A 17,861-nucleotide genomic window follows, 5' to 3' on the forward strand; every position below is an offset into this window, starting at 1 on the left:
CTCTCCAATTTTTTTATTAATTCATCATGCTTGACTGCGAATAAGGGCCTCAACCTCCTTATAGGCTTGTTCGTATACATGCTCCAGCTCCTGTTCAGCATTTATTTGTTTGATTCTATGTGGGAATTTCTGCAAAAGGATGTGATAGCCTTCCCGCACATCCTCATGGAATTGAAGTTCCTCCAAATCTAATCGATTCACTTCCCTCTCATTGCTTCTATTAATTCTCTCTAATCCTACCTTTGGGTCGATGTCAAAATATAAAGTTAAATTCGGCATCATATCAGCAATAGCAAATTGATTAATGCTGTACACCTCATCAATGCCCAATTTTCTTGCATATCCTTGATAAGCCAATGAGCTGTCTACAAAGCGATCACATAAAACGACATAGCCTTCTTCTAAAGCCGGCTGAACCTTTTCCACTAAATGCTGTCTCCGTGCCGCAGCGTATAGTAGAGCCTCCGTTCTAGAATCCATTGCTGTATTGTCTTTATCTAAAATCACTTTTCTAATTTGCTCGGCAATTTCAATACCACCAGGCTCTCTAGTATGTAATACCTTCATACCTTCGTTTTGAAACCTTTCGGCGAGTCGGTTTAATATCGTTGTTTTTCCAGCTCCATCTGGCCCTTCTAATGTAATAAATAAACCTCTAGTCATCATTATCCTCCAATTTATCAAAAACCGTAATCTTTCCTTCTTCTAAATTTTCTCCGCCTTGAAATCTGGCACCTGACTGTAACAAAAACTGCAACCCCTTTACATCCTCAACTGTAATTTTTTCTCCTGAAAGCAATAGAGGAATTCCTGGGGGATACGGAATGATCGTTTCTGCACAAATAAAACCAGCCGAATCTTCAATCGGAAATAATACTTTCTTATGTGATTGTACACGATATAGAGTCGAAATTCTTTTCTTTTTAAAATAATGGGCTCTTCCTCTTTTCCTAGCTGTTTGAATTCGCAATTCTTTTAGTTTTGTGATAATGTCAGCAAATGGAAAGTCTGCATCTTTTTTTAAAAGTGGAAGGACAAAAAGAATATTATTCGGATCGGCCATTTCTGCATAAATTCCCTTTTCTTCAAAAAGCTGCTGCAACTCATACCCTGTATAGCCGCAATTCGATTGAAGCGTAAGCTTTAGTGGATCCCCATTTTGATTCGGATACTCCAGTACTTTTATAAATTCTAATGTTTGCAATTCCCTTTTAAAGCTGGCAAGCTGTTCTTTTAAATATTGGGCATCCCTATTTGTATATGTGGCAATATAGTTCCTCGCCCGATCTAAAGAAGCCATAATCGGATAAGAGGGGCTGCTTGATTGCAACATTCGTAAATAATGAGCGATTTTCTCCGTTGAGATATACTGGCTGTTAACATGTAAGAAAGAGCCCATTGTCATTGCAGGCAATGTTTTATGAGCTGACTGCACCACAACATCAGCACCCAATGCTACCGCAGATGGCGGAAACCCCTCTGTGCCAATAAAATGAGCTCCATGTGCCTCATCTACTAACACTGGAATTTCATAACGATGGGCAAAATCAATTATCTCTTTAAGCTCATACGTCATTCCATAATAATTAGGGTAAGTTAACACAATAGCTCGGCACTCTGGATAGCATTCAAACGCTTCCCTAATTGTTTCAAGTTCAACTCCTCCTGACACCATCCATTCAGGATCGTACTCAGGTCCTAAAAGAACTGGCCTTGCCTTTGTAAGCTCCAACGCATTAAGAATTGATTTATGACAATTTCTCTGAATAAAAACCGTGTCCCCTTCCTCAAGGGTCGCCATCATCATTGCCAAATTTCCAACTGTCGTACCATTAATAAGAAGGAAGCTTTTCGATGCGTGAAAGGCATCCGCCAATAACCTTTCCGCTTCCTCAATTACACCTTCGGGAGCATGCAAATCATCCAAACCTGTCAATTCCGTGGCATCAATATGTAAAATTCCTTGAAAAAACTGATCGTTTTTTAGTAATAAGCCATTTTTATGCCCTGGAACATGCAAAGAGATCGGCCTTTTTTTATAATGATTTTCCAAGGCAGTAAACAGCGGGGTATCATTCTGATTCATTTTATATCACCATTTTGCTCTGTCCTAATTTCTATTACTCGTCTATTTTATCTTAAAATCTCATGCCGATACAATTTAATCAAAATCTTATAAAAAGACATACAATGTCTGCTCCCTCTTAACATACACTAAATTAACATCTTCATTAAGTACCTCGTCTTTACTTGAGCCTCTTAGAGCACGAGAATATTCTAAAAATTGTTATATATCGGGGGATTCATGGGCAGAATAGTTCTGTGGAGGTGGAGTCATAGTGAATACATTATTAAATAACAAACCTGGGGAAACTTGCTGTGTCATCTGTGAGCAATACAAATGGAAAGGCATCTATTTATACACATCCTTTATCTGCTCTGACTGCGAAAAAAGCATCATTTCAACAGAAACGAACGACCCTCAATATAAATTCTACTTAAAAAAATTACGGAAAATAAACGCACCAGAAATTTATTCCTAAGAGCCCCCGTCAACAGGGGCTTTTTTCATTTTAATTAAGACACTTTATATCACTATCCCCGTTACCCTGAAAGGGTCGTGAGCGGTTAAGGTTACGTTGAAATTGCATGGGTCTTTTGGCAGGGTTGTCGTACAGTTAATTGCGCAGGTCGTTAATGACTTGTGCAGAGTGTCTATGGCATCATAAAAATGTAGGTTATGGCATTTAATTTATGCAGTGCCTGGAAGGTACTGCATAAATTAAAAAAACCACTTGTCAACATTCCAAAATACACATACACTTCCTGTTGGGACAAACAAGCGCAGGAGGTATTAAGGAGATGTTGGCAGTGGCCGAAATTAATTATATCAGACATGAGGCTGTCGAAAAAGATAGTAGTTATTCAACAATAGCGAAAAAAATGGGAAGAGATCCTAGAACCGTAAAAAAGTATGCCGAAAAAGAGGATTTTAGTCCTGAAGTGAAAGTGAAACAAAACAGACCTTCACCCATCATGGATTCAGTTAAGCATATCGTAGATGAGTGGATTTTAGAGGACTTTAAGCAAAAAAAGAAGTTTCGTAGAACCGCAAAGCGGATGTGGGAACAGCTAAAAGAAGAAGTTGATTTTAAGGGATCTGATCGAACGATTAGAAATTATGTTTCGAACAGAAAGAAAGAGTTATTAAATGAATCTAGTCAAGCCGCTCTACCACTTGAATCTAAGCTGGGTACAGCACAGGTTGATTTTGGGGAAGCACCATTTAAATATCAAGGAGAGGACATTGTGCTCCCCTATCTAGTCTTATCTTTTCCTTATAGTAATGCTTTTTATTTTCAGGTGTTTCCTTCACAAAATAGAGAGTGCTTCCTAGAAGGACTGAAGCGAATTTTTCATCATATGGGTGGAGTTCCAAAAACAATCAGGTTTGATAATCTATCCCCTGCCGTAAAAAAAGTACTGCCAAATGGAGAACGGCAGCTAACAGAGGAGTTTCAAAACTTCGTTCTTCACTATGGTTTTAAATGCGAGTTTTGTAATCCGAATAGTGGCAACGAAAAAGGGCATGTGGAAGCTATGGTCAAATATGTGAGGAATAATTTCTTACTACCAGGTCTACATGTATTTGATATAGATCAACTTAACGAGAAGTTATGGGACAAAGCTGAAAGAGACCGTGAACGTAAGCACTATGAGAAAGAAACCTTTATTTCTACATTGTTTGAAGAGGATCAAAAAGCTTGTTTTGTTCTTCCAGGGAAAGAGTATCAATGTGTAAGGTATGAAACCGTCAAGGCGGATAAGTATGGTTATATAAGGGTAGAGAAGAACCTCTATTCAACCTCTCCGAGGTATGCGCTAAGTAAGGTTCTCGTAAAAATCTCATATAATACGATTGAAATACTCACAGACGATAATCAGCTGGTGGTTAGTCACTCTCGATTATACGGTCAATATAGAAAGTCTATGAAATGGCAGCCATACTTAAACCTAATGGCCAAACGTCCTTTGGCACTTAAATATACGAGTTTCTATGAGCAACTTCCAACAGAATGGCAAGAGTATTTCAATTCATGTACAGCTGCGGAAAAACCAGAGGCTCTTAAACTACTAGCAATGGTATTGAAAGAACATGATTTTAGTAGAATTACGGAGGCACTTATAATCGCTTCTGAGCATGGCCATCCATCTGTTGAATCCATTAAACAGGTGTTTTATCAACTGATAAATGGACGGGGAATCCGTTCGGAAATACACCCCAATCGACCATTGCCAGAAATGCCGAAGGCTATTCGAGGTTTAGATCATTATGATCAGCTTATGAAAGGAGTTGATCTACAATGAATGGTCAGATTCTAGAATATGCCAAGCGGTTGAAATTAAGCTGGATCAGAGAACATTATCATGAAGTGGAAGCAAAGACGAATGAGGATTTCTTACTAGAGTTATTTAGAAGAGAAGTTGAGCAACGAGAGGAACGGAAGACGAATCTATTACTGACACAAGCGACGCTTCCTAAAACAAAAGGAAATCCTTTTGATTGGAAAGATATATTATTAACTCAAGGGCTCAGTAAAGAGGATTTATTAAATGGTGCATTTCTGGAACGGCAGGAAAATTTAATTTTCTATGGAGGAGTGGGCACAGGTAAAACTTACTTAGCCACCATTATTGGATTGAATGCCGTACAAAAGTTTGGAAAGTCCATCAAATTTTATACAGTAGCCTCATTAGTCAATCGATTACTAGAGGCAAATGAAAAAGGAACACTAAATAAGCTCTTTAAACAAATAGAGAAACTTGATTTATTGATCTTGGATGAACTAGGGTATATTCCTCTCCATAAACAAGGAGCAGAATTATTATTTCAGGTTATTGCGATGTGTTATGAAGCGAAGAGCATTATCATTACAACAAATCTTCAGTTCGGTCAATGGAATCACGTTTTCGGAGATCCGATTGTAACGGAAGCAGTCATTGATCGATTAATTCATCACTCGCATTTAATCGTGTTTAACGGGGATAGCCACCGTTACAAAGAATCAATTATACAAGGTTAATTCTATGCGTTGGCAAGTGGTACATTTTTAAATGCCGTTTAATACATTTTTTGCTTGCCAAATACATGCAGAGTAGGGTTTTACGCTGAATTGCACTTTTTGGAATAGTTGCGAGTGTTTTGTGTCGAATTGCGTCGATTTGGGGAATTGATTGCGCTCGTTTTGCCTTCGATTGCGCCGATTTGTGGCTTGATTGCGCGTGTTTTACACCGAATTGCGCCAATTTAAGGCATAATTGCGCGTATTTCAATGCTTATTGCGCATCTCGCCATTCCAGCCACACTTGGGATCAAAAAAAGAGCACCCTCGCGATACTCTTTACGAAAAATGGACGATGATTGTAACTAAGTATAATAAACAAATGACAGCAACAGAGAGAAGATCTTTCAGAAGTGACTCCAAAAACAAGTCGATAAGTTAGTTAATTGTTTGGTCACATGAATACAGAAGTACCAACAAAACTTTAAAATCTTTGGCATGCCTAATAGTTATTCTAAAACAATCGCGAATACAATCTTTATGTTAATGATATAGACAAGTAAAAGCTAGCTACATATAATTAAATAATTTTGCCTAAATCAAATAGAGCAAATAAATAAAATAAACATATGAACACTATACTTATTATAAGCATTTTCTGACTTGACTTACGCGAGAATGCTTTACTCGATTTACTTTTTAACCAACCATAAAATTGTAGCCTATTTCTATATAGTAGCATTATCAACAGAAAATATCCTATTGCTTGTAAAAATAATAGTATTTGAAAAAGAGTATTAGAAGTATATGATTCAATATTTTCACCTGTAATGATATAAACTACATAATTATTTATAAACCCAAAAATCAGGAACAAAAACACAAAAATCACTATGACTCGAACATATTCAAGAACCCCAAAGATAAACTGTTTCATTCTCCTCCCCCTACAAAGTAATTTTGTTAATATTACGCACTGCAATAGTATCTGTTTATTTTTTTTATGTCAAGCATCTATAATAACATTCGTATATTAAGTGCATTTACCCATATGGGGAAATTTTCATTGTATAATTTATTAGAAATTCTGTATTAGAATGGAGAAATAAATATATTATTTACTAATTTCAAAAAGGAAATAAAATGACGTTTTTGTGAGAAAATGTAATTTTCATAGACAACACTAATCTACTTATGAAATAATTTTATTGAATTTAAAGGAGGGAAAAAGATGAAAAAATTTTTAATGATTTTTGCAATAGTATTAGGTTCGTTTGCCTTACCGAACCTAACTGAGGCTTCCGAAGCACCAAAAGTTAATAGTTTAAATGAATCTCTTACTCCTCAGGAGATTTCTGAAATTATTAATGATCTACATAATAAATATGATGTCGGTGAAACTGTTAGTTCAGAAGACGAGGAGTTTTTGAAAATATATGCTATGAAAGTATCGCCTGAAGAGGGGAGCAAAATTGTGCCAATGTCACTAAGAACCTTTACTGGAGTTGGATCAGGTGGAGGTACAAAAGCAAGGACTTTAGGTACACTTAATATAAATGTAGGTGCATTAAAAGTTAACTATGTAATTAATATGACAACTGCAATGGAATCTGGTCGTGCCGAAAAAATTACTAATAAATATGAGCATGCTGCATGGGGTATTATAGGATCAGGTGGCCTTGGTAGAATTTACTCTAAAGAGGACACGGATTCTTGTACTAATCAAAGTTGTTTATCAACATTTAGAAATGAATATTTTGGTTTGATACCATTATATGTAACTACTAATATAACGCCACGTGTGAAACCTGTGAATAAAGGAAGTTATGATATTCAAATTACACAATTAAAAAACTAAACGGGGTAATGTAATAATATGTGTAGATTGCTTTTGTTAAAGTCTTACTATCAAGTTTTACCCTTATAATATATATTTAAATCTACTTGAAAGAAGCCCAGAGGCTGGAAAATACTCACCTAGCAAGGCAAAAGGCTTTGAAATTTTAAGACAAATAAAGTTTCAAAGCCTTTTATTATCTTTTGAATAAAATAAAGTTACCACACAAAGATTTCATCCCAAAAAAAGTGCCTTATGTTTAAAAATTATACCTTTTAATACTAGTTGGATCCAACCTCTTTCATTTTGCCCGGCAGCGTCCTACTCTCACAAGGGGACAGCCCCTCACTACCATCGGCGCCGAAGCTTCACTTCCGTGTTCGGAGTCGGCTGTCTAGCACCTTCAGATCTCTTCGTCAGCTTCGTTCTTTCCGTCCTCGTGTACATCGTACACTCCGGGCTTCTCTCTCTCGCTTCCTCGACCTCCTCGGTTCTAGCCACCCTCTGGTTTCTGCTTTGATTTTATTGGCGTTTTATTTCTTGTCCTTACGGACATTCAGATCAAAAAAAGAGCACCCATCATATGGGATACTCTTTTTACTTTGCCCGGCAACGTCCTACTCTCACAAGGGCTCGTCCCCTCACTACCATCGGCGCTGAGAAGCTTAACTTCCGTGTTCGGTATGGGAACGGGTGTGACCTTCTCGCTATCGTCACCGGACTATTTGATTGAAGGTGATGCAACTTATTTGCTTACGCAAAAAGCTTTGTCCCTTCAAAACTAGATAATGGATGAAGAAGAAAAAGACCGAGTAACCTATTTGGTTAAGTCCTCGAACGATTAGTATCAGTCAGCTCCACATGTCACCATGCTTCCACCTCTGACCTATCAACCTGATCATCTTTCAGGGTTCTTACTAGCTTGCGCTATGGGAAATCTCATCTTGAGGGGGGCTTCATGCTTAGATGCTTTCAGCACTTATCCCTTCCGCACATAGCTACCCAGCGATGCTCTTGGCAGAACAACTGGTACACCAGCGGTGCGTCCATCCCGGTCCTCTCGTACTAAGGACAGCTCCTCTCAAATTTCCTACGCCCACGACGGATAGGGACCGAACTGTCTCACGACGTTCTGAACCCAGCTCGCGTACCGCTTTAATGGGCGAACAGCCCAACCCTTGGGACCGACTACAGCCCCAGGATGCGATGAGCCGACATCGAGGTGCCAAACCTCCCCGTCGATGTGGACTCTTGGGGGAGATAAGCCTGTTATCCCCGGGGTAGCTTTTATCCGTTGAGCGATGGCCCTTCCATGCGGAACCACCGGATCACTAAGCCCGACTTTCGTCCCTGCTCGACTTGTAGGTCTCGCAGTCAAGCTCCCTTGTGCCTTTACACTCTACGAATGATTTCCAACCATTCTGAGGGAACCTTTGGGCGCCTCCGTTACTCTTTAGGAGGCGACCGCCCCAGTCAAACTGCCCACCTGACACTGTCTCCCACCTCGATCAGAGGTGCGGGTTAGAATGTCAATACAGCCAGAGTAGTATCCCACCGACGCCTCCACCGAAGCTAGCGCTCCGGCTTCCACGGCTCCTACCTATCCTGTACAAGCTGTACCAAAATTCAATATCAGGCTACAGTAAAGCTCCACGGGGTCTTTCCGTCCTGTCGCGGGTAACCTGCATCTTCACAGGTACTATAATTTCACCGAGTCTCTCGTTGAGACAGTGCCCAGATCGTTACGCCTTTCGTGCGGGTCGGAACTTACCCGACAAGGAATTTCGCTACCTTAGGACCGTTATAGTTACGGCCGCCGTTTACTGGGGCTTCAATTCAGAGCTTCGCGTAAGCTAACCCCTCCTCTTAACCTTCCAGCACCGGGCAGGCGTCAGCCCCTATACTTCGCCTTGCGGCTTCGCAGAGACCTGTGTTTTTGCTAAACAGTCGCCTGGGCCTATTCACTGCGGCTCTTCAGGGCTATGCACCCTAAAAAGCACCCCTTCTCCCGAAGTTACGGGGTCATTTTGCCGAGTTCCTTAACGAGAGTTCTCTCGCTCACCTTAGGATTCTCTCCTCGCCTACCTGTGTCGGTTTGCGGTACGGGCACCTGTTTTCTCACTAGAGGCTTTTCTTGGCAGTGTGGAATCAGGAACTTCGGTACTTGATTTCCCTCGCTGTCACAGCTCAAGCGTATGGCAAGCGGATTTGCCTACTTGCCGCTCTAACTGCTTAGACGCACATATCCAGCAGTGCGCTTACCCTATCCTCCTGCGTCCCCCCATCGCTCAAACAAAAACGAGGTGGTACAGGAATATCAACCTGTTGTCCATCGCCTACGCCTTTCGGCCTCGGCTTAGGTCCCGACTAACCCTGAGCGGACGAGCCTTCCTCAGGAAACCTTAGGCATTCGGTGGATGGGATTCTCACCCATCTTTCGCTACTCATACCGGCATTCTCACTTCTAAGCGCTCCACCAGTCCTTCCGGTCTAGCTTCAACGCCCTTAGAACGCTCTCCTACCGCGTACACCTACGGTGTACACCCACAGCTTCGGTGATACGTTTAGCCCCGGTACATTTTCGGCGCGGGGTCACTCGACCAGTGAGCTATTACGCACTCTTTAAATGATGGCTGCTTCTAAGCCAACATCCTGGTTGTCTAAGCAACCCCACATCCTTTTCCACTTAACGTATACTTTGGGACCTTAGCTGGTGGTCTGGGCTGTTTCCCTTTTGACTACGGATCTTATCACTCGCAGTCTGACTCCCACGTTTAAGTACTTGGCATTCGGAGTTTGTCTGAATTCGGTAACCCGATGAGGGCCCCTAGTCCAAACAGTGCTCTACCTCCAAGACTCGTTCTTCGTGAGGCTAGCCCTAAAGCTATTTCGGAGAGAACCAGCTATCTCCAAGTTCGATTGGAATTTCTCCGCTACCCACACCTCATCCCCGCACTTTTCAACGTGCGTGGGTTCGGTCCTCCATTCAGTGTTACCTGAACTTCAACCTGGACATGGGTAGATCACCTGGTTTCGGGTCTACGACTACATACTCAAGACGCCCTATTCAGACTCGCTTTCGCTGCGGCTCCGTCTTCTCAACTTAACCTTGCATGCAATCGTAACTCGCCGGTTCATTCTACAAAAGGCACGCTATCACCCAGCATGTTTCCAAAGGAAATATGCATAGGGCTCTAACTACTTGTAGGCACACGGTTTCAGGTTCTCTTTCACTCCCCTTCCGGGGTGCTTTTCACCTTTCCCTCACGGTACTGGTTCACTATCGGTCACTAGGGAGTATTTAGCCTTGGGAGATGGTCCTCCCAGCTTCCGACGGGATTTCACGTGTCCCGCCGTACTCAGGATCCACTCAAGAGGGAACGAAGTTTCAACTACAGGGTTGTTACCTTCTCTGACCAGCCTTTCCAGACTTGTTCGTTTACTCCGTTCCTTTGTAACTCCGTATAGAGTGTCCTACAACCCCAAGAGGCAAGCCTCTTGGTTTGGGCTAATCCCGTTTCGCTCGCCGCTACTCAGGGAATCGCGTTTGCTTTCTCTTCCTCCGGGTACTTAGATGTTTCAGTTCCCCGGGTCTGCCTTCCATCCCCTATGTATTCAGGTATGGATACCATCCCATTACGGATGATGGGTTTCCCCATTCGGAAATCTCCGGATCAAAGCTTACTTACAGCTCCCCGAAGCATATCGGTGTTAGTCCCGTCCTTCATCGGCTCCTAGTGCCAAGGCATCCACCGTGCGCCCTTTATAACTTAACCATTCGGCAAATGATCAGCTACACATCTCTTCGTCATCTTCACTCGTCAGCATCCTCACGTACAGACTACGTACGCTCCGGTACTTCCTCGCTTGATTCCTCGACTTGTTTGCTTCTCATTTCCCTCAACTTTCGGCTTCCGATAAGCGGCGCATCTCTGCGTCAGCTCCCTCTCTACGCTCCTCACGTACCCATTCCGTACGCTCCGATGCTCGTTCGGTCGCTTCCTTGATCTGCTTGCTTCTCGAAACCCTCTTGTTCGGCTTCCAATAAGCGGCGTATTACTTCGTCAGCTCAATCGTCAACCTCCTCACGTGCCTACTACGCACGCTCCGATGTTTCCTCAATCGCTTCCTCGAACTACTTGCTTCTTGAAACCCTTGCGGTTTACTCTATGAATAAATCAATAGAGAGAAAAACTAAAATGGCGATTACTCGGTAATTTCTTGGTTCTTCTTCATTATCATTATCTAGTTTTCAAGGTACAATGTCGCAATTTGAAGATTGCGTATGACTTAATTTAAAAAATTCGCTTCTAAAAAGAGAATGGAAAAACCATTTTCACTTCTTTTTGCGAAAAATTAAGAAAAAAAATTCTTGGTGGAGCCTAGCGGGATCGAACCGCTGACCTCCTGCGTGCAAGGCAGGCGCTCTCCCAGCTGAGCTAAGGCCCCATTATAATAGGATGGTGGGCCTAAATGGACTCGAACCATCGACCTCACGCTTATCAGGCGTGCGCTCTAACCAGCTGAGCTATAGGCCCATATAATGAGAAATATCGTATTTAATTTGAGAGATTGCACTCTCAAAACTAAACAAACCATATCGTCAACGAAGTTTTTTTGATTGCTCAAAATAACCTTTATCTGTTGAAGCACTTAGTGCTTCCTCATATTCCTTAGAAAGGAGGTGATCCAGCCGCACCTTCCGATACGGCTACCTTGTTACGACTTCACCCCAATCATCTGTCCCACCTTAGGCGGCTGGCTCTAGTGGTTTCACTGAATTTCCGACTACTTTTATCAGATACTCAGTGAAACCACCAGTTACCTCACCGACTTCGGGTGTTACAAACTCTCGTGGTGTGACGGGCGGTGTGTACAAGGCCCGGGAACGTATTCACCGCGGCATGCTGATCCGCGATTACTAGCGATTCCGGCTTCATGTAGGCGAGTTGCAGCCTACAATCCGAACTGAGAATGGTTTTATGGGATTCGCTCCACCTCGCGGCTTCGCTGCCCTTTGTACCATCCATTGTAGCACGTGTGTAGCCCAGGTCATAAGGGGCATGATGATTTGACGTCATCCCCACCTTCCTCCGGTTTGTCACCGGCAGTCACCTTAGAGTGCCCAACTGAATGCTGGCAACTAAGATCAAGGGTTGCGCTCGTTGCGGGACTTAACCCAACATCTCACGACACGAGCTGACGACAACCATGCACCACCTGTCACTCTGTCCCCCGAAGGGGAACGCCCTATCTCTAGGGGTGGCAGAGGATGTCAAGACCTGGTAAGGTTCTTCGCGTTGCTTCGAATTAAACCACATGCTCCACCGCTTGTGCGGGCCCCCGTCAATTCCTTTGAGTTTCAGCCTTGCGGCCGTACTCCCCAGGCGGAGTGCTTAATGCGTTTGCTGCAGCACTAAAGGGCGGAAACCCTCTAACACTTAGCACTCATCGTTTACGGCGTGGACTACCAGGGTATCTAATCCTGTTTGCTCCCCACGCTTTCGCGCCTCAGCGTCAGTTACAGACCAAAGAGCCGCCTTCGCCACTGGTGTTCCTCCACATCTCTACGCATTTCACCGCTACACGTGGAATTCCGCTCTTCTCTTCTGCACTCAAGTTCCCCAGTTTCCAATGACCCTCCACGGTTGAGCCGTGGGCTTTCACATCAGACTTAAAGAACCGCCTGCGCGCGCTTTACGCCCAATAATTCCGGACAACGCTTGCCACCTACGTATTACCGCGGCTGCTGGCACGTAGTTAGCCGTGGCTTTCTGGTTAGGTACCGTCAAGGTACCGGCAGTTACTCCGGTACTTGTTCTTCCCTAACAACAGAGTTTTACGATCCGAAAACCTTCATCACTCACGCGGCGTTGCTCCGTCAGACTTTCGTCCATTGCGGAAGATTCCCTACTGCTGCCTCCCGTAGGAGTCTGGGCCGTGTCTCAGTCCCAGTGTGGCCGATCACCCTCTCAGGTCGGCTACGCATCGTCGCCTTGGTGAGCCGTTACCTCACCAACTAGCTAATGCGCCGCGGGCCCATCTATAAGTGATAGCCGAAACCATCTTTCCGCTTTCGAACATGTGTTCAAAAGCATTATCCGGTATTAGCTCCGGTTTCCCGAAGTTATCCCAGTCTTATAGGCAGGTTGCCCACGTGTTACTCACCCGTCCGCCGCTCAAGCAACAAGAAAGCAAGCTTTCTTGTGCAAGCGCTCGACTTGCATGTATTAGGCACGCCGCCAGCGTTCGTCCTGAGCCAGGATCAAACTCTCCAATAAAGAGTAAGATTAGCTCTTATGTTTAAAAAACGTTGGCTAGTTTCAGCTTCTTAAAGAAAGATAGCCTCCACTATAATTATTTGTTGACGTATGATTTGTTTAGTTTTCAAAGTGCAATTTTGAAATAATCTTAAGAAAGAAAATTTCTCTTTATCGCCGGTAAGCGACTTTATTAATATATCATTCTCACAAGTAAATGTCAACATCTTTTTTAAAGTAGTTAACTTGTTATCTTGTGACGACTTTCAATATACTACCACCATTCAAAATAGAAGTCAATACTTTTTATAATATCCACGTGTCGATAGCTACTAAGGCACATAAACCAGGAATTCCAAGGAATCCAGAAACAGCTGATGTCGCTAAATTAATGGGAATATGAACCCCAAATTGATTCCCTAAAATATTTAAGAAAAAAAGTAACAATGCTCCTATTAATAACTTCACGATCCCTTGTCCAATCCATCGAAATGGCTTTAGCGGTGTACCTACTAACAGAAATATAATGATTAACCCTGCTAAAAGAGTGATTACTACAACTGGTTCCAAAAAAATCCTCCTCCCATAACATCACCTATACTTAAAATATGTACAAGTTCTTGAAAAAATGACATGGGAGGAGAGAATTTTATTTTCGAATGTTAATTTTTCTCGATTTGGCTTCCTTAATTAAATAAAAATATTTCGCCTCTGCCAGCTTGGCAGAACATAAAATATCCTCAGAAGGATCAAAACTTTTTTCTACCAATGACTTTTGGTTCGTCCAATTTGCTCGTACAATACCAAGCTGTTCTAATAGTTTTTCATCAAATTCTTTGCGCAACCAGCCTTTTCGTCGGAAAAACATGGTGATACCCCCACTTATTCTTTTACCCGTACTACATCTATAATCGAATCTAATTATGGAAATTCAGGCAGATGTCTATACTTCTCTTCTACCTTCAAGTGCTTTTGATAAGGTGACTTCATCTGCATATTCTAAATCGCCACCTACAGGTAAACCATGTGCAATTCGAGTAATTTTTATTCCAGACGGTTTTAAAAGTCTTGATATATACATGGCTGTTGCTTCTCCCTCAATATTAGGGTTGGTAGCAAGAATGATCTCTTCAACCGTTTCGTCTTGAAGCCTCTTTAATAAATCAGGAATATTGATGTCCTCTGGGCCAATTCCATCCATTGGTGAAATAGCTCCATGCAATACATGATAAAGGCCGCCAAACTCCTTCATCTTTTCCATTGCGATAACATCCTTTGGATCTTGAACGACGCAAATAACAGAGCGATCACGTCTTTCATCTGTACAAATATAACAAGGATCTTGGTCAGTGATATGTCCACAAACAGAACAGTAACTTAAATTTCTTTTTGCGTTCACTAACGCTTTAGCAAAATCAAGAACAACGTCTTCTTTCATACTTAACACAAAAAATGCCAGACGAGCGGCTGTCTTTGGGCCGATACCTGGCAATTTCATAAAGCTATCAATCAGCTTAGATATTGGTTCAGGATAGTGCATATTTTTCCCTCCTAGAACATTCCTGGAAGGTTCATTCCTTTAGTGAATTGTCCCATTGTTTGATTTGTTAATTCATCAGCCTTTTTCAAAGCATCATTTGTTGCCGCTAATACTAAATCTTGCAGCATTTCGATATCATCAGGATCGACTACCTCTTCATTAATTTTCACTTCAAGAACTTCCTTATGACCGGAAACAATAACCGTTACCATACCGCCTCCAGCTGTTCCTTCAATTTGCTTTTCTCCTAATTCTTCTTGAGCCTGAGCCATTTTCTTTTGCATTTTTTGCATTTGCTTCATCATATTTTGCATATTACCCATTCCACGCATATTGTTCATCCTCCATTAATCTTTTATTTCAATAAGAGTATCTCCAAATAGTTTAATCGCCTCTGACACAATGGGGTCGTCCCCTGATGATGTTTCCCCATCTAATTGTTCTGAGTCATCCTCATCTTTATGTCCCTTCAAAAAATCTGCCCGTAATTGCAGCCACTGTTCTTCCGGAACTCCGACAATTTGTAGCCTCTTTCCAGTCAACTCTTCAAAAAGCTTTGTTAACACTTGTAAAAAATTCGCATTTTCCATTGCCATTTGGCAGTGAATTTCATATTTAAATTTAATAATAAAAGCACTGGTAGAAGCCGCAACAGGCTCTGCCTCATTTAACAATGCTGCCTGAGACCTCATTTGCTTTTGAGCAAGGCGTCCCAGCATTTCCCCCCAGCGGCCTTTGACAAGATTTAAGTCGGATTTTGTTGCTTCTTTCAAGATTTCATTAATTCTGCCGACCGGGGCTTGAAAACCTTTGCGAGTCACACGTTGTGGTTTTGGCTTAGATGTTACCTTTGACTCATCACTAACTTGTATACCTTTATCTTTCAGTTCCTGCAGCTCCGATTCGAGCTGTTCAAGCTTTGCAATGAGGCTGTCAACCTCAGCAGTTGTTCCAGAACGAGCTGGTTTTTCCAACTGGCATAACTTCACAATCGCCACTTCTAAAAAAATACGCGGATGGTTCGTCCATCGCATTTCCTGTTGAGTTTTATTGAGAAGATCAATGATTTCATAAATTTCATCTTGTTCATACATTTTCGTTAGCTCTTGAAACTGTTCATCAAGCATCGCTCGCTCCATTGATTCCTCCAATGTCGGAGCGGCTTTGTTTAAAAGCATATCTCGATAAAATAAGATAAAATCCTCAACAAACCTTGAAGGGTCTTTTCCTTGAAATAGTAACTCTTCTAACGCGGACAGCCCTTCGGCAACATCCTTATTTTTTATAGCGTATGCTAAGCGATTAAGAAAGTTTTGCGAAACAGCACCTGTAACGGTTAATGCATCATCCAAAGTGACCCTATCTTGACTAAAGGATATCGCCTGATCTAACAAGCTTAAGGCATCACGCATACCACCTTCAGCTGCTCTTGCAACTACTTGCAATGCTTTATCCTCCACCACAACACCCGTTTCATCTACGATCAACTTCATTCGATTAACAATCGCCGCCGCTGAAATTCTTTTGAAATCAAAACGTTGACAGCGAGACAAAATCGTTAGTGGAATTTTATGAGGCTCGGTTGTAGCTAAAATAAAAATAACATGCTTTGGCGGCTCTTCAAGCGTTTTTAACAACGCATTAAAGGCACCAATGGAAAGCATATGAACCTCATCAATAATGTAGACCTTATATTTAACAGAGCTTGGTGCATACTTCACTTTGTCACGAATATCTCGTATTTCATCGACACCATTATTTGACGCTGCATCAATTTCAATGACATCAGAAATGGAACCATCTGTTATTCCTCTACAAGATGGGCACTCATTACATGGTTCTTGAATTGGCGCTCTCTCACAATTGACTGCTTTAGCTAATATTTTCGCCGCACTTGTTTTTCCCGTTCCTCTCGGTCCAGAAAATAAATAAGCATGTGAAATTTTTTCCTGAAGCAGGGCGTTTTGTAGCGTTTTTGTCACATGCTCCTGCCCGACAACATCAAAGAACTGCTGCGGACGCCAAACACGGTATAAAGCTTGATAACTCATAGACACGCCCCCTTCATTTAACATATGTACATTGCTTTTTTAGCTACACAAAAATAGTCTCCCTCATTATACCTTAATTTTTTTCTAATGAAAAATAATCCTCGTAAATCAAAACTATCGATTTATAAAAGTCCCTTATTAGGTAGATAATTTTTATAAACAAGGCATGAACAGGATCACAACAAAAAACTCATCCCGATTTAGGATGAGTTTTAAAATGCTTATGTAAAACCGTGCACCTTTCGTTGACTGACGTCCATAAGCGTTACTTAGGCAGTTAGCTCAGCTCAGGCAACCCTGCGGCACATGGGAGTGTCCACTTAATGCTGCTTCCTTCCGGACCTGACATGGTTCATGGGTTCCCATTGCGCAGGACCCGAGCTTCAACACCACTTACCTAAGGCAGACCCTACAGAGCATCAGCCTCGGAAAGGAATTCAGTCTCGCTAGAGCGGATTGCGAGTACAGGGCACCGCTACCTCCCCACCTAGCACGGCATAAACAAGTATACTAGGAATCGTGCTTAAAATCAATCATTACAAACTGTGAATTATTGTAAATTCATTTTTTCTGTTTTTCCTTTCTTTTTTCGTCACGCAATTTCCGGAAAAATTCAGTCAGAAGCTGACCACATTCTTCTTCTAGAACTCCTGAGAGAACCTCACTTTGGTGATTAAATCTTTGATCTTGGAGGAGATTCATAAACGTACCAGCACATCCGCCTTTCGGATCACTTGCGCCGTATACTACGTTCGCAATGCGGGAAAGCATACTTGCACCAGCACACATCGGACAAGGCTCAAGCGTAACATATAAAGTTGCCTCTTCTAATCTCCATGTTTCTAGCTTTTGACACGCCATGTCAATAGCAAGTATCTCTGCATGAGCAATAGAAGACTGTTTCGACTCTCTTAGATTATGAGCTCTTGCTATTATTTCATCGTTATGAACAATTACTGCGCCTATGGGGACTTCCCCCAACAATTCCGCTTTTTTAGCTTCTTTAATGGCCTCTCTCATAAATTTTTCATGATTCAAATTTTCCATTTTTGACTCCTTTATTGGAACACTGTTACCTTAGTTTATCCAATAATTATGTCCTATTGTCAA

Annotated in this window: 12 protein-coding genes, 2 tRNA genes, 3 rRNA genes and 1 other RNA gene; 4 read left to right on the forward strand and 14 right to left on the reverse strand. The window is 42.0% G+C overall.

Annotated elements, in window-relative coordinates:
• Positions 1-24 precede the first annotated feature (24 nt).
• The gene (tmk, locus tag NST02_RS01845; RefSeq protein ID WP_095314413.1) at positions 25-663 is read right to left on the reverse strand and encodes a dTMP kinase; all 639 of its coding nucleotides are present in this window, start codon (positions 661-663) and stop codon (positions 25-27) included.
• The gene (locus NST02_RS01850; RefSeq protein WP_340947790.1) at positions 656-2,086 is read right to left on the reverse strand and encodes an aminotransferase class I/II-fold pyridoxal phosphate-dependent enzyme; all 1,431 of its coding nucleotides are present in this window, start codon (positions 2,084-2,086) and stop codon (positions 656-658) included. The genes tmk and NST02_RS01850 overlap by 8 nt, the downstream gene beginning before the upstream one ends.
• Positions 2,087-2,339: 253 nt before the next feature.
• Between NST02_RS01850 and NST02_RS01855 the strand changes: the two genes are divergently transcribed.
• From NST02_RS01855 to NST02_RS01870, 4 genes are all read left to right on the forward strand, one after another.
• Positions 2,340-2,543: a sigma factor G inhibitor Gin gene (locus NST02_RS01855; protein WP_095314407.1), complete on the forward strand. Its 204-nt coding sequence runs from the start codon at positions 2,340-2,342 to the stop codon at positions 2,541-2,543.
• 319 nt (positions 2,544-2,862) lie between these two features.
• On the forward strand, positions 2,863-4,368 hold the full coding sequence (gene istA / locus NST02_RS01860) for an IS21 family transposase (protein WP_340947791.1): 1,506 nt from the start codon (positions 2,863-2,865) through the stop codon (positions 4,366-4,368).
• A complete protein-coding gene (gene istB / locus NST02_RS01865; protein WP_095314893.1) occupies positions 4,365-5,084 on the forward strand; it encodes an IS21-like element helper ATPase IstB in 720 nt (239 codons plus the stop codon). Before istA ends, istB begins: the two co-directional genes overlap by 4 nt.
• A 1,210-nt stretch (positions 5,085-6,294) precedes the next feature.
• Complete coding sequence (locus NST02_RS01870; protein WP_340947794.1) at positions 6,295-6,921, forward strand: hypothetical protein; 627 nt, start codon at positions 6,295-6,297, stop codon at positions 6,919-6,921.
• A gap of 583 nt (positions 6,922-7,504) precedes the next feature.
• Here NST02_RS01870 and rrf read toward each other — a convergent pair.
• From rrf to tadA, 12 genes are all read right to left on the reverse strand, one after another.
• Positions 7,505-7,621 (reverse strand): 5S ribosomal RNA (rrf, locus tag NST02_RS01875).
• A 100-nt stretch (positions 7,622-7,721) separates the two neighbouring features.
• Positions 7,722-10,676: ribosomal RNA gene (locus NST02_RS01880) — 23S ribosomal RNA — on the reverse strand.
• 597 nt (positions 10,677-11,273) lie between these two features.
• Positions 11,274-11,349: transfer RNA gene (locus NST02_RS01885), tRNA-Ala, on the reverse strand.
• Between the two features lie 12 nt (positions 11,350-11,361).
• Positions 11,362-11,438, reverse strand: a tRNA-Ile gene (locus NST02_RS01890).
• A 139-nt stretch (positions 11,439-11,577) separates the two neighbouring features.
• A 16S ribosomal RNA gene (locus NST02_RS01895) occupies positions 11,578-13,181 on the reverse strand.
• Together the 16S, 23S and 5S rRNA genes with 2 tRNA genes alongside form the textbook arrangement of a ribosomal RNA operon.
• A gap of 285 nt (positions 13,182-13,466) precedes the next feature.
• Positions 13,467-13,730, reverse strand: a complete 264-nt coding sequence (locus NST02_RS01900; RefSeq protein WP_095314828.1) for a pro-sigmaK processing inhibitor BofA family protein — start codon at positions 13,728-13,730, stop codon at positions 13,467-13,469.
• A gap of 79 nt (positions 13,731-13,809) precedes the next feature.
• A complete protein-coding gene (locus NST02_RS01905; RefSeq protein WP_095314829.1) occupies positions 13,810-14,028 on the reverse strand; it encodes a YaaL family protein in 219 nt (72 codons plus the stop codon).
• Positions 14,029-14,103: 75 nt separating this feature from the next.
• On the reverse strand, positions 14,104-14,700 hold the full coding sequence (gene recR / locus NST02_RS01910; RefSeq protein ID WP_095314830.1) for a recombination mediator RecR: 597 nt from the start codon (positions 14,698-14,700) through the stop codon (positions 14,104-14,106).
• Between the two features lie 11 nt (positions 14,701-14,711).
• Positions 14,712-15,032 carry a YbaB/EbfC family nucleoid-associated protein gene (locus NST02_RS01915; protein WP_095314831.1) on the reverse strand — a complete coding sequence of 107 codons (321 nt, stop codon included), beginning with the start codon at positions 15,030-15,032 and terminating at the stop codon, positions 14,712-14,714.
• 15 nt (positions 15,033-15,047) lie between these two features.
• Positions 15,048-16,751, reverse strand: a complete 1,704-nt coding sequence (gene dnaX, locus NST02_RS01920) for a DNA polymerase III subunit gamma/tau (RefSeq protein ID WP_095314832.1) — start codon at positions 16,749-16,751, stop codon at positions 15,048-15,050.
• 231 nt (positions 16,752-16,982) lie between these two features.
• Positions 16,983-17,247: signal recognition particle sRNA large type (gene ffs, locus NST02_RS01925), an RNA gene on the reverse strand.
• Positions 17,248-17,312: 65 nt separating this feature from the next.
• The gene (gene tadA, locus NST02_RS01930; protein WP_095314836.1) at positions 17,313-17,789 is read right to left on the reverse strand and encodes a tRNA adenosine(34) deaminase TadA; all 477 of its coding nucleotides are present in this window, start codon (positions 17,787-17,789) and stop codon (positions 17,313-17,315) included.
• Between the last annotated feature and the right edge of the window lie 72 nt (positions 17,790-17,861).

Origin of the sequence: Robertmurraya sp. FSL W8-0741 (genome assembly GCF_038004005.1) — a bacterium.
Classification (GTDB): domain Bacteria; phylum Bacillota; class Bacilli; order Bacillales; family Cytobacillaceae; genus Robertmurraya; species Robertmurraya siralis.